Here is an 11,953-nt window from a genome sequence, read left to right on the forward strand (position 1 = left end):
TTCCGGGCGGGTCGGTGAGGCACGCCGGGCGGCCGGAGGTACGCGTGCGGGAAAAATCGAGGTCAGGGACGTCGGGCGGACTGGTCGTCGCGGTCACGGCTCTCGTGGTTGCCGGCGCGGCCACGGTCGTGGCGGCGGGAGTGAGCGTGCTGGCCGCCGTGATGGCGCGTCGTATCGTGACGCCGTCAGACGCACGCGCCGATGACACCGACGTTCTCGGCGTCGATCTCGAGGCCTCGACTATCACCCTCGCGGTGACACCGGACTCCGTGTTGCCCGGTGACTACAGCTTCTGGTTCGAGCGCGAGTCCGGGCACGCCCAGCTCGGTGAGATCCTCCGCGTGACGAAGACGGCGGTCACCCGCCGGATCGCCCGTATCGACTACGGGGACCTGAGCGAGGCCCGCCGAGGCCGCCTCGGCGGGTATTCCTATCTGGGTCCCTGGGATCTCGGCCTCCCGTTCGAGCAGGTGCAGGTGCACACGGAGGTCGGCGAGGCCCCGGCCTGGCTGGTCGCCGCCGAGCGGCCGGACGGTCGCTGGGTGATCCAGGTGCACGGGCGGGGGGTGCGACGGCAGGAAACCCTGCGGGCCGTCCCTGTGTTCCACGACAGGGGCTACAGCTGCCTCCTGGTCTCCTATCGCAACGACGGCGACGCGCCGGGAAGCGACGACGGCCGGTACGGACTCGGGGACACCGAATGGCACGATATCGATGCTGCGATCGGTTTCGCGGCCGCTCGCGGCGCGACGAGCATCGTGCTGATGGGGTGGTCGATGGGCGGCGCGATCGTGCTGCAGACCGCGACGCGCACGGCGTACCCGCACCTGCTCTCCGGCATCGTTCTCGATTCGCCTGTGATCGACTGGGCAGACGTCGTCGCGTTCCAGGGCAGCACGCTTCGCCTGCCCGGCCTCGTTGCCACGGGCGCCATGCAGGTGCTCGGCCGGCGGTGGGGCGGCCGCCTCACCGGCCAGGCGAGCCCGATCGACTTCCGCAGGCTCGACTTCGTGACCCGCGCCGACGACCTCGAATTCCCCGTGCTCCTGATGCACAGCGATGACGACGGCTACGTGCCCTCGAGCCCGTCGCGCGCCCTCGCGGTTCGCCGCCCCGACATCGTGACCTTTCTGCCGTTCACCGTCGCGCGGCACACCAAACTCTGGAACTACGACAGGGAAGGATGGAACGCGGCGATCGGGACCTGGCTCGGCGAACTCGAATCGCCGGCGGAACCGGCCGAGCCTGATGATCCGCTCCACCCGGCCGGATAGCGGTCTCAGGGACGCTCGCGCAGCGTGCGCTTGGTGCGGGCGAGCATCGCAGACATGCCACGGATGCGGAGCGGCGAGACCGCCTGCGTGAGTCCGATGGTCTGCGGGTAGTCGTCCGGCACGGCGAGCACCTCGGCGACAGACAGGCCGTCGAGGCCCTGCGCGAGGATCGACGCGAATCCCCGTGTCGTCGGGGACTCCCTGGGCGCCGTCGCGTGCAGGTGCACCGCGTCCTGGTCGTCGACGTCGACGAAGATGAACACGGGTGACTGGCACTCGACGACGCGTTCGAGCAGGTCGGGATGCTCCTGGTAGCGGCTCGGAAGCTCGGGGAGATCATCGGCGAACTCCAGCAGCAGGAGCAAACGGTCCTTCTGTTCGAGTTCGAGGAAGTCTTCCTGGATCTCGGCCAGTTTCGCGGGGAGTTCGGTGGTGGTCATCAATCAGATCCTGTCCTGGTTCAGCGGGGTTCGGGGGCCGTACCGGCAGCGGCTCCCGTGAGGATCGGGACCCGCACGGCGTTGCCCCATTCCGTCCAGGAACCGTCGTAGTTGCGCACGTCCTCGAATCCGAGCAGGTGGGTGAGCACGAACCAGGTGTGGCTCGACCGCTCGCCGATCCGGCAGTATGCGATCACGGCATCGTTCTCGCGGAGCCCCGCCTCGCCCCGGTAGATCGCCTCGAGGTCCGCGCGGGACTTGAAGGTCGCATCCGGTGCCGCGGCGCGCGCCCACGGCAGGGAAGCCGCAGAGGGGATGTGACCGCCGCGCAGGGCGCCTTCCTCCGGGTATGCGGGCATCGTGGTGCGCTCCCCGGTGTACTCCTCTGGGGAGCGGACGTCGATGAGCGGGCGGCCGAAGTGTGCGAGCACGTCGTCCTTGAAGGCGCGGATCGGCGCGTCGTTGCGGGGTACGAGGGGGTACTCCGCGGCAGCGACCTCCGTGGCCTCGCGGGTCAGGGCTCCGCCCTCTGCGATCCACTTGTCTCTGCCGCCGTCGAGCAGGCGCACGTCGGCGTGCCCGAAGAGAGAGAACACCCAGAGCGCGTACGCGGCCCACCAGTTGTTCTTGTCGCCGTAGATCACGACGGTGGAATCACGCGCGATGCCCTTCGAACCCAGGACGGCCGCGAAGGCCGCGCTGTCGACGAAGTCCCGCTGGATCGGGTCATTGAGTTCCGTGTGCCAGTCGATCTTGACGGCGCCGGGGATGTGGCCGCTCTCATACAGGAGTACGTCCTCGTCGGACTCGAGGACCGTGAGTCCGGCATCACCCTGGTGTTCGCGCAGCCAGGCCGTGCTGACGAGCCGTTCGGGATGAGCGTACGCGGCGAACTTGGCATCCGGATCGAGATCGACGGGCATGGGAACCTCCAGTGGGGCCGGGCTGTGCCCCGGGATCATTTGAACGCGGTTTAGGCTGGTCTTTCGGCCCGCGCTTCGAATGTACGCGGTCCGGCCGGGTCGCGCATTCGTGGTGAAATACTTCAACACGAATGTCCGAAAAGCAGTCCATATGGTCAACCGAGACAGAAACACGGGTATTCCACGATGGTTCCAGAGGCGCCACGGGCTCCCAGTCGGCTGCATCGGCTCGCGGAACGCTCTCCCGAGATCACGGGGGCCGAAATCGTCGCCGAACTCGTGCCGCCTCCCCAGTTCGAGCACGCCTCATTCGAGTCCTACCGGCCCGATGTGAACTTTCCCTCCCAGCTCGAGGCCGTCGACCGGCTCACGGCCTTCGCCGAGGCCTCGCGACCGCAGCGACCCGGCGGATTCTTCTCACGTACCCGTAAGGCTCCTGCGCAACTCCCGGGGATCTACCTCGACGGCGGGTTCGGCGTCGGGAAGACCCACCTTCTCGCTGCACTGTGGCACTCCGCGCCGGGCCCCAAGTACTTCGGCACCTTCATCGAATACACCGCCCTCGTCGGGGCGCTCGGCTATGCTGCGGCGGTCCGGCAGCTCTCCGGGGCGAAGCTCATCTGCATCGACGAGTTCGAACTCGACGACCCGGGCGACACCATGTTGATGACGCGGTTGCTCGGCGAGCTCGTGGCCTCGGGCACCCGGGTCGCAGCGACCTCCAACACGCCGCCGAATTCGCTCGGTGAGGGCCGGTTCGCGGCCATCGACTTCCTTCGCGAGATTCGCGCCATGTCCGCGAACTTCGAAATCCTCCGCATCGACGGGCTCGACTACCGCAGGCGCGACATCGAAGGCCACTCCGTCGCCGTCGAGGTGCCCGAACTCGACCGGCTCGTCGCGGCGCTCGTGGCCAGGGGGGCGAACGTGACGGAAGACGACTTCGGTTCCCTGATCCGGCATCTCAGCACGGTGCATCCGTCGAAGTACATCAAACTGATCGCCGGCGTCGAGGTCATCGCCCTGACCGACAGCTACCTGTTGACCGACCAGACGGATGCCCTGCGCCTGGTCGCCTTCATCGATCGCGTCTACGACGCCGAAATACCGATCGTCGCGAGTGGTTTGCCCCTCGCGGAGGTGTTCGACGATGAGATGCTCGCGGGCGGCTACCGGAAGAAGTACCAGCGCTCCCAGTCGCGGATGGTCGCACTGACAACGGGTGAGCTCCCGCCGCACGACTGAACCCGGGATCCATCGCGGCCGAATACGGCTCTGACGTGCCTGTTTACCGGCGCGGACCGGTCGAATCGGCGGCAGAGTCAAGCCGGGAAACGCGGAGTCGGGAGATACCGGGCGTCAGGAAACACGATGTTAACACGGTCAGCAATCGCGTAACGCGGTCGAAACATCCCTGAGCGTGTGCGGAAACGTGTGCACTCCACACTGTCTCTGTACCTGCCGATACACGCTTCACGCTCACCCTGTGCACGTCGGCGGTCATCCCTGTTAGTTAGAGAGAGGTAACCATATCCATGGTTGAACTGTCGGTCCTGCTGGACGATACGACTGATGCACTTACCACAAACATCAATTCCCTGTGGCTCCTCGTCGCGGCAGCCCTCGTCCTCCTGATGACTCCGGGCGTGGCCTTCTTCTACGGCGGCATGGTCAAGGCGAAGAGCGTCATCTCCATGATGATGATGAGCTTCGGCGCCATGGGCCTGATCGGTGTGCTGTGGGTCCTCTACGGTTACGGACTGTCCTTCGGACCGCCGCTCATCGGCGGCTGGCTCGGAAACCCGTCCGAGCTGATCGGCCTGAACGGACTCCTCACGAGCGGCGCCGACGGCGGACCCGACCTGAACGCCCTCGCGTTCGCCGGATTCCAGGCCACCTTCGCGATCATCACCGTCGCCCTCATCTCCGGCGCGATCGCCGACCGCGCCAAGTTCGGCGCCTGGATGATCTTCGCCGGCATCTGGGCCACCGTGGTCTACTTCCCGGTCGCGTACTGGGTGTTCAACCTCGCTGACGGCTGGGCTCCTGCCGGCCTCAAGGTCAATGACTTCGCCGGTGGCACCGCGGTGCACATCAACGCCGGTGCGGCCGGCCTCGCCCTCGCCCTGGTGCTCGGCAAGCGCGTCGGCTTCAAGAAGGGCATCTCCAAGCCGCACAACGTTCCGCTGACCCTCCTCGGTGCCGCGCTGCTGTGGTTCGGCTGGTTCGGCTTCAACGCGGGTTCAGAAGCCGCCGTTGACGGCATCGCCGCCCTCGCCTGGATCAACACCCTCGCCGCACCCGCCGCCGGTATTCTCGGCTGGCTGATCGTGGAGAAGATCAAGGACGGCAAGCCGACCATGATCGGTGCGGCATCGGGCGCCGTCGCAGGCCTCGTCGCGATCACCCCCGCCTGTAACATCCTGACTCCGATGTGGGGCATCCTGCTCGGTCTCATCGTCGGCGCCGTCTGTGCCGTCGCGATCGACCTGAAGTTCAAGCTCGGCTTCGACGACTCCCTTGACGTCGTGGGCATCCACCTCGTCGGCGGCATCATCGGTACGCTCTACGTCGGCGTCGTCGGCAACAACGTCGGCCTCCTCCAGACGGGCAGCTTCAACCAGCTCGGCGTCCAGGCCCTCGCAGCCTTCGGTATCGGCATCTACTCCTTCGTCCTGGCATACGCCATCGGCTGGGTCATCCAGAAGACGATCGGTTTCCGCATCACGAACGAAGACGAAGTAGCCGGCGTCGACACCATCGTGCACGGCGAAGAGGGCTACGCGCTCGACGCCGTCTAACCAGCATTTTCTCTACACGGGCAGCTGAAACCAGAGCCAGCCGAAACAAGAAGGGGCGCATCCGCGGCACGCGGATGCGCCCCTTCTTTCGTCCGATCCGGTGCGTGCGCCCGAGCGGATGCCGACCGCGAAGTCGCCCGTCAGCGTCTGACGAATCGGGTGCGATACAGTGTGCCTGTGTCAGGCATCCACGGTTTCTTCAGCGCCCTGCGGCGACTCTTCGCGCCGACAAGGCCGCGCGGCGACCGCTCGACGATCCCGAGCCCTGGTCGCACCGGCGCGGGCGCGACCGTCGAAGTCGACCCGCGGAGTCTCCGTCACGTACGACTGGCCTACCGGCCGACCCGGAATACGAGTCCGGACCCTGGAGAAATCGTCTGGACCTGGGTTCCCTTCGAGGAGCGCGACGGACGAGGAAAAGACCGCCCGGTCGTGGTCGTGGCCGAAGCGGGCAAGGGGGCCGTGCTGGCCGTCCAGTTGACGAGCAAGGACCGAACCGGGCACCCCGACTACGTGGCACTCGGCGTCGGCGACTGGGACAGGCGCGGTCGTCCTAGCTGGGTCAACGTGGACCGGGTCTTCATGGTGAACCCAGCGGGCATGCGTCGTGAGGCAGCCCGGGTCGATGCCGCGCGCTACGGGCGTATCGCGACGGTCCTGCGCGGCCGCTACGGCTGGAACTAGGACCGTGCCGAGCCGTGAGCCGTCCTCGTCGATTGCGCCGCCCCTCGCCGGCCGTGCTGTTGCAAGCCAGCGCTGGTCGCACCTCTGCTTCGTGCATTGGCGGGTGCCGGCCGCCGAGGTCGCACCGCTCCTGCCCGTCGGTCTGGTTCCCGACGAATTCGACGGCAGCAGTTGGGTGGGCCTCATCCCGTTCGTGCTGGATCGGGCCACGATCTGGGGCAGCCCACCCGTTCCGTACTTCGGGAATTTCGTGGAGGTGAACGTCCGGCTCTACGCCGTCGACGCACGGGGGCGACACGGGGTCGTCTTCGTTTCCCTCGAGGCGTCGCGGCTCGCGGCGGTGCTCGCGGCCCGTGCCGTGTTCGCACTTCCGTACATGTGGTCGCGGACGCGGCTTGCCGTCGTGGCCGGCGAGTACCGCTATTCCTCCCTGCGGTACTTCGCAGGCCGGGCCAGGACCGATATCGTCGTCAGGCCGGGGGTGGAACCGGTGACCGGTGACCCGCTCGCGGACTTCCTCACGGCGCGCTGGGCGCTATTCACCCGCGCCAGGGGGCGCACGGTCTACCTCCGTAACCACCACGAGCCCTGGGAGCTCGTCCAGGCCGAGCTCGTGCACCTGGACGACACTTTGCTGGCCGAGGCGGGCTTCCCGGCGCTCGGCGGGCGCGTACCGGATTCGGTTCTCTATTCGCCGGGCGTCACGACCCGTTTCGGAACGGGCTGACCCGTATCCCTGGCGGTCCGGCGGCCGAGCGGGGAGCCAGCAGGACGCCCCTCGCCGCTGACGGTCGAGGGGCGTCCTGCTGGACGGTCGGGAAGCCGGGGGACTAGGCCCCGCAGGTGACGGTGACTCCGTTGTTGTCGAAAACGCCTGCGCCGTGCTCCGTGCAGAATGCCGCAAGGTTGACGCCCGCGCTGACCGCGACAGCGATCACGATGCCGACGACGATGATGCCGACGACACTGATGATGATTCCCGCGAGGGCGAAGCCGTTGCCGAGCCCGGACTTCTTCGACTTGACGAGGCCGACGATGCTGACGATGAGCCCGAACGGCTGCAACGAGACGATGGAGAGCACGAGACCGACAATTCCGAGGGTCTTGCCGGGGTTGGCTGCGGAGGCTACGGGAGTCGTCATGGGGACGGCCTTTCTGTGGGCGCCGGAACCCGGACGGGCGCGCGGCGAATGGGTACAAGGAGATCCCGGCGGCTGATGGAACCGGACGGCGGTCGGGTGCCGATCCGGCTGAACACTGCTCGGGTGACGTGCGACAGCAGGAAGAACGAGCGGCAGCAGGAGGCGTCGTGTGCGCTGAGCCGAGAGGTCGATGCTGGACAAGAAAATGCGCTCTGTCGCACTCATGCGCCGGAGGGCTCGCTGGGTCAGTCGTCGGGAACTGTAGTTCTTGTCTGGCTTGGGTCGAGCATGGCACAGCTGAAGCTCAGAGTGCAAGGAGGATTCTTGACGCTCACGGCGGCCTGCGGTCGACGAAGCCGCGACGTGGTTTTCGGCTCAGCCGGCCATTCCGACAAGACCGGCGCCGAGCACCGCACACGCGATCGTGATGATGAGGAAGACGCCCACCCAGAGCAGGCCGGGGACGTGCGTGAGGCGGGCGAGCTGGTCGGCATCCGAGGCCGTGCCGCCGCGGCGGGAGCGTGATCCTTGAAGCTCAAGCACCGTGCGTACGGCGCCGAGCAGGAGGAATGCCGTCACGAGCAGGGCGAAGACGCTCTGCATGAACGCGGAACCGAACCAGGTGACCGCGAAGATCACCGTGGCCGTCGCGAGCACGGACCAGAGTCCGAACCAGTTGCGCACCTGGATGAGAAGCAGGGCGAGGGCCGCGAGCAGGAGCCAGAGCAGTCCGACCGAATACCCCAGGCTCAGGAGCCAGGCCGCACCGAGTCCGAGCAGTGCGGGCGAGGAGTAGCCGGCGAGCAGGGTCAGTACCATTCCGAGTCCGCGGGGTTTGCCCCGGCTGACGGTGAGCCCCGACGTGTCAGAGTGTAGCCGGATGCCGTCGAGCTGCCGGCCGCCGAGGGTCGCGACGAGCGCGTGGCCGCCCTCGTGCGCGATGGTGACCACATTCCTGCAGGCCCGCCACAGCACGGGGACGAGCACGATGGCGGCCGCGGCGGCGATGGCGAGCCAGGCGGGGATGAGGGGGAGTACATCATTCCTGGCCGTGACACGTTCCCAGAAGCCGAGCAGTAGATCCATGTTCACAGACTAGGTCGGCGAGGCCATCCGGACGTTGCCAGAGCCTGCGCGCCGGACATGGAAAACGTCCCGCTCCCCCTGAAGGCAGGGGCCTGAGGGGGAGCGGGACGCGCTGAACCGGGTGCTTAGGCGCTGGGCGTCGGGTTGGCGGCTGCCACAGAAAAGATGACGACAAGGATGACCACGAACAGGACGAGGAAGATGGCGCTCAGGATGATGCCGGCCTTGGCGAGGCCGTTGGGCGCGCCGGCCTTCTTGGCCTGGTTGAAGCCGATGATGCTCACGATGAGGCCGGGCAGCTGGAGGTAGGGAATGAAGGCGAGGATGAACCCGACAATGCCGAGGATCTTGCCGGGGGTGGCCGTTGTGGTTTCGACGGAAGTCATGTGAGGAGCCTTTCTGGCTGTTGTACTACTGCTGGGGGGATTACCGGGAGGTGTCTGGAACGGTCGACGACGGACGCGCAGAGGTCTGACGCGAGACGTGCATGCGGCAGGTCGAACGCAGCCGTCACCGTGCGGCGTTCACGAGTCCCGGGAAGCGAACGATGGGACTCGGTTCACTTCACGGAACAGGACGGGAGTACAGCGCTCTTTCGTGATGAAGACGAAGGAGGGTTCGCTGGGCCGGGGATCCAATGGGATGGTCCTTCGGCTTGAAGAAGAGCTTGGCACAGGACGCACTCAGGTTGGCGGGATTGGACCCCCCAGTACGAGGGTACAAAAAAACCCCGCTTCGGCGGGGTTTTTGTCGTGTGTGGAAGTGGGCGATACCGGACTCGAACCGATGACCTCTTCCGTGTGAAGGAAGCGCGGGCCCCGGTGGCTGCCTAGAGAACCGCGCAATTACGCGGTTGGGAGGTCACTCCACATCACTGGAAATCACTTCTCTGAAAGGAGAGTGTTTGTGAAATGTTTGTGCTTGCCGTGGTTTGCGCGCACCGCGCATAGAAGCAGTCATGGACATTTTCAATCCAGAGTTGCTCATGACCGGCACCCTCACTGAGGCCTCGCGCTTTGCCGCGCGGTGCGGACTGCAGGCGCGCCAGTGGGAGCTCATCGAAGAGCTGGACGCTCCACTGCGGGTCTACAAAGTGCTCGACATTCAGGAGATGCGGAAGCTCGCGCCTCGGCGTGAGGACCGTGCCAGGGACGCCCGCATGACCTACTCCTGGGAATTCACGGAGACCGACGACCATCGTGCGGGGGTATTCGCCTACAACCAATGGCCGGTGCCTGAGCCCAGCGCTCCGCGTCACCGCGCATAGATATGGGCATGCAACTCCTCGTACTCGGCCCCAGCGCCATCAACCCAGATCCGTCAAGCCACGGCGCGCAGCAGCGCGAGCTCTTTGCGCGTGCTTCGGGCGACTTGCTCGATGCCCCGGTGGCGATGGCTGGCCGGGAAAACGCCATCGAGCTCATCGCCCGGGCGGCGGCCGCAGGCATCCGAATCGCAACCATCAGTGACGGTTGGCCGGGTCAGACGGAAGCCCAGGAAGTCGAGCTCGACTTGCGGAGCGCGGCAGGTGTCGACGTTGGCCCGCTAGTGGACGTCTCGCTGACAAGCGTGGTGCTCCCCGGCGAACGCGACGGAGAGGCCGAGGAGTTCAGCCGGCGCATCCGGGCACTGCACGCATTCCTCGCCGCGCAACCTTCATTGAGCCAGCTCGAGCGTGTCGTTGTTCTCGACTCCGGAGTGAGGGGCACGGCCGGTCGTGAGCTCGTCATTGGTGCCCTCCGTGAGCTGGTCGAGCACCGCATCATTGACGTCGTCGTTGTTGACCCGGGCCCCTGGGGGCTCACCCTGGGTAGCTGCTCGCAAGCCTGCCGCGCAATCAGGATTGACTCTCCAGCGCCCAACCCACGAGCCCAGGCCGACGAAGGCGAGGTGCTCTTTTGATCCGCGTCGATGCCACCTCTGTCGCCGGTTTGCCGCATGATGGGGGAGTGACAATTCCCCTCTCCCACAGCATCGTGCAGCTCGCCATTTCTCTGGGCGCCGCCGACGCTGGTGGCCCGCTGACGAAGGCGGAGAGCGAGCTAATCGCGGAGGCTTCCGAGTCACCTGCACCCTCTGCCGAGGTCGCATTCGAGGCGCGCGACCAGCTCCTTGCCGGTGGCGACCCGCTCGGGAAACTCTTCTATGCGCTCCGCGATGCCGCAGAGCGACGGGGGAGTGGGACCGTCTACACCCCCGATGAAATTGTCGAGCCGATGGTCGAATGGACTTTGCGCCAGAAGCCCGACCGCGTGGTGGATGCAGGTTGTGGTTCCGGCCGTTACACCGCTTCCCTCCTCCGCCACAACCCAGCGATGCCGGTCATCGCGATTGATTTGGACCCCCTCGCGACCATCATGACGCGCGCAACGGTGGCGGTGCTCGCGAAGGCCGACTGCCTCGTTGTCCAGGGCGATTTCACGCGCGCTCAACTCCCCAAATTTGGCGGCCGGACGGCGTTCGTCGGCAACCCTCCTTACCTTCGTCACCACCAGCTGCCGGCGGTATCGAAGGCTTGGGCGCAGAAGGCTGCGGCCATCCTCGGGCACAAAGTCAGTGGGCTGGCCGGGCTGCACGTGTACTTTTTCTTGGCCACTGGCCTGCTGGGCAAGAAGGGGGATGTCGGCTGCTATGTGACCTCCGCCGAGTGGCTTGACGTGAACTACGGGTCCGTCGTCCGAAGCCTTCTGACAGAGACCCTCGGCGGCGAGCAGATCCATGTGATTGATCCGGAGGCCGAGCCCTTCGAAGGCACGCAAACGACGGCTGCCGTGACGACCTTCCGCATCGGTTCGCCGGTCGAATCAATCGGCTTTCGCACCGTGCCGACTCTCGCCGCCCTTGGGGCGCTCAGCGATACCGGAAACCCGGTCGCCTATGCGCGTCTGGTCGAGGCCAGCCGCTGGTCAACCTTCATCCGCACTCGAACACTCGTACCTGAGGGCTCCATCGAATTGGGCGAGCTCGTCAGAGTGCATCGGGGCGCTGTAACTGGTGCGAACGCCGTCTGGGTATCCCGCGGTGGATCTGGGTTGCCCGAGTCGGTACTCTTTCCGTCCATCACGAAGGCGCGGGAGCTCTTCGCTGCTGGCAGTACGCTCACGACTTCCGACGGTCTTCGGGACGTTATAGATATCCCGACCGACTTGGACCTTCTCGACGAAGCCGAGCGCAAGACTATCGACAAGTTCTTGAGGGGAGCTCGGAAGCTCTCAGCGCACTCTGGGTACGTCGCCCGAAATCGGAAAGCCTGGTGGGCGGTCGGTCTGCGCGCTCCTGCGCCGGTGCTCGCCACTTACATGGCGCGCAGGCCGCCGGCCTTTGTCCTCAATGAGGTCGGGGCTCGGCACATAAATATTGCCCACGGGCTCTACCCGCGCCAGGAACTCGGCGAGACCGTGCTGCGCAACCTGGCTTTGGCGTTGAACTCCTCCGTTGTTTTGGGCCAGGGCCGCACCTACTCGGGGGGTCTAACGAAATTCGAACCGCGGGAGATGGAGCGGCTGCCGATCCCGAACCTCGCTACGCTCAGAAACTATGACGCTTTTACCTCCGCAATGGGATCCAACGCAACTATCGACTGATTTGACGGCCTCGACTCTC

Annotated in this window: 13 protein-coding genes; 8 read left to right on the top strand and 5 right to left on the bottom strand. The window is 66.1% G+C overall.

From position 1 onward, the window contains the following. Positions 1–44 precede the first annotated feature (44 nt). The gene (locus RCH22_RS05615) at positions 45–1,274 is read left to right on the top strand and encodes an alpha/beta fold hydrolase (RefSeq protein WP_327013106.1); all 1,230 of its coding nucleotides are present in this window, start codon (positions 45–47) and stop codon (positions 1,272–1,274) included. Between the two features lie 5 nt (positions 1,275–1,279). On the opposite strand, the gene RCH22_RS05620 is transcribed toward RCH22_RS05615, so the two are convergent. After that, positions 1,280–1,714 carry a SufE family protein gene (locus tag RCH22_RS05620; RefSeq protein ID WP_327013107.1) on the bottom strand — a complete coding sequence of 145 codons (435 nt, stop codon included), beginning with the start codon at positions 1,712–1,714 and terminating at the stop codon, positions 1,280–1,282. A gap of 20 nt (positions 1,715–1,734) precedes the next feature. Next, positions 1,735–2,637, bottom strand: coding sequence for a sulfurtransferase (locus RCH22_RS05625; RefSeq protein WP_327013108.1), 903 nt, complete (start codon positions 2,635–2,637; stop codon positions 1,735–1,737). Between the two features lie 186 nt (positions 2,638–2,823). Here RCH22_RS05625 and zapE point away from each other — a divergent pair, with 186 nt between their 5' ends. From zapE to RCH22_RS05645, 4 genes are all read left to right on the top strand, one after another. Further along, entirely contained in the window at positions 2,824–3,882 is a 1,059-nt protein-coding gene (zapE, locus tag RCH22_RS05630; protein WP_327013109.1) for a cell division protein ZapE, read from the top strand. Between the two features lie 290 nt (positions 3,883–4,172). After that, positions 4,173–5,438 (top strand): ammonium transporter, encoded by a 1,266-nt coding sequence (locus RCH22_RS05635; protein ID WP_327013110.1) that lies wholly within the window; start codon positions 4,173–4,175, stop codon positions 5,436–5,438. A gap of 177 nt (positions 5,439–5,615) precedes the next feature. Further along, entirely contained in the window at positions 5,616–6,122 is a 507-nt protein-coding gene (locus RCH22_RS05640; protein ID WP_327013111.1) for a type II toxin-antitoxin system PemK/MazF family toxin, read from the top strand. A 4-nt stretch (positions 6,123–6,126) separates the two neighbouring features. Continuing rightward, positions 6,127–6,849: a DUF2071 domain-containing protein gene (locus RCH22_RS05645; protein WP_327013112.1), complete on the top strand. Its 723-nt coding sequence runs from the start codon at positions 6,127–6,129 to the stop codon at positions 6,847–6,849. Between the two features lie 103 nt (positions 6,850–6,952). On the opposite strand, the gene RCH22_RS05650 is transcribed toward RCH22_RS05645, so the two are convergent. The 3 genes from RCH22_RS05650 to RCH22_RS05660 all read right to left on the bottom strand — a co-directional run bounded on the left by RCH22_RS05650 (position 6,953) and on the right by RCH22_RS05660 (position 8,736). Beyond that, the gene (locus RCH22_RS05650) at positions 6,953–7,264 is read right to left on the bottom strand and encodes a hypothetical protein (protein ID WP_327013113.1); all 312 of its coding nucleotides are present in this window, start codon (positions 7,262–7,264) and stop codon (positions 6,953–6,955) included. A gap of 375 nt (positions 7,265–7,639) precedes the next feature. After that, entirely contained in the window at positions 7,640–8,350 is a 711-nt protein-coding gene (locus tag RCH22_RS05655) for a M50 family metallopeptidase (protein WP_327013114.1), read from the bottom strand. A 125-nt stretch (positions 8,351–8,475) separates the two neighbouring features. After that, positions 8,476–8,736: a hypothetical protein gene (locus RCH22_RS05660; protein ID WP_134448022.1), complete on the bottom strand. Its 261-nt coding sequence runs from the start codon at positions 8,734–8,736 to the stop codon at positions 8,476–8,478. 572 nt (positions 8,737–9,308) lie between these two features. Between RCH22_RS05660 and RCH22_RS05665 the strand changes: the two genes are divergently transcribed. From RCH22_RS05665 to RCH22_RS05675, 3 genes are read left to right on the top strand one after another with little or no spacing between them, the layout of a single operon-like run. Then, positions 9,309–9,617, top strand: a complete 309-nt coding sequence (locus RCH22_RS05665) for a hypothetical protein (protein ID WP_327013115.1) — start codon at positions 9,309–9,311, stop codon at positions 9,615–9,617. Positions 9,618–9,625: 8 nt separating this feature from the next. Then, positions 9,626–10,252 carry a hypothetical protein gene (locus tag RCH22_RS05670; RefSeq protein WP_327013116.1) on the top strand — a complete coding sequence of 209 codons (627 nt, stop codon included), beginning with the start codon at positions 9,626–9,628 and terminating at the stop codon, positions 10,250–10,252. Between the two features lie 47 nt (positions 10,253–10,299). Next, the gene (locus RCH22_RS05675) at positions 10,300–11,934 is read left to right on the top strand and encodes a methyltransferase (RefSeq protein ID WP_327013117.1); all 1,635 of its coding nucleotides are present in this window, start codon (positions 10,300–10,302) and stop codon (positions 11,932–11,934) included. Positions 11,935–11,953: the final 19 nt, after the last annotated feature.

It is taken from the genome of Cryobacterium sp. GrIS_2_6 (assembly GCF_035984545.1).
Taxonomy (GTDB): Bacteria; Actinomycetota; Actinomycetes; order Actinomycetales; family Microbacteriaceae; genus Cryobacterium.

Bases quoted from the DNA above. Each gene is read 5' to 3' on its own strand.
- RCH22_RS05620 (WP_327013107.1), bottom strand. From the start codon at position 1,714: ATGACCACCACCGAACTCCCCGCGAAACTGGCCGAGATCCAGGAAGAC.
- RCH22_RS05625 (WP_327013108.1), bottom strand. From the start codon at position 2,637: ATGCCCGTCGATCTCGATCCGGATGCCAAGTTCGCCGCGTACGCTCAT.
- zapE (WP_327013109.1), top strand. From the start codon at position 2,824: ATGGTTCCAGAGGCGCCACGGGCTCCCAGTCGGCTGCATCGGCTCGCG.
- RCH22_RS05635 (WP_327013110.1), top strand. From the start codon at position 4,173: ATGGTTGAACTGTCGGTCCTGCTGGACGATACGACTGATGCACTTACC.
- RCH22_RS05650 (WP_327013113.1), bottom strand. From the start codon at position 7,264: ATGACGACTCCCGTAGCCTCCGCAGCCAACCCCGGCAAGACCCTCGGA.
- RCH22_RS05655 (WP_327013114.1), bottom strand. From the start codon at position 8,350: ATGGATCTACTGCTCGGCTTCTGGGAACGTGTCACGGCCAGGAATGAT.
- RCH22_RS05660 (WP_134448022.1), bottom strand. From the start codon at position 8,736: ATGACTTCCGTCGAAACCACAACGGCCACCCCCGGCAAGATCCTCGGC.
- RCH22_RS05665 (WP_327013115.1), top strand. From the start codon at position 9,309: ATGGACATTTTCAATCCAGAGTTGCTCATGACCGGCACCCTCACTGAG.
- RCH22_RS05670 (WP_327013116.1), top strand. From the start codon at position 9,626: ATGCAACTCCTCGTACTCGGCCCCAGCGCCATCAACCCAGATCCGTCA.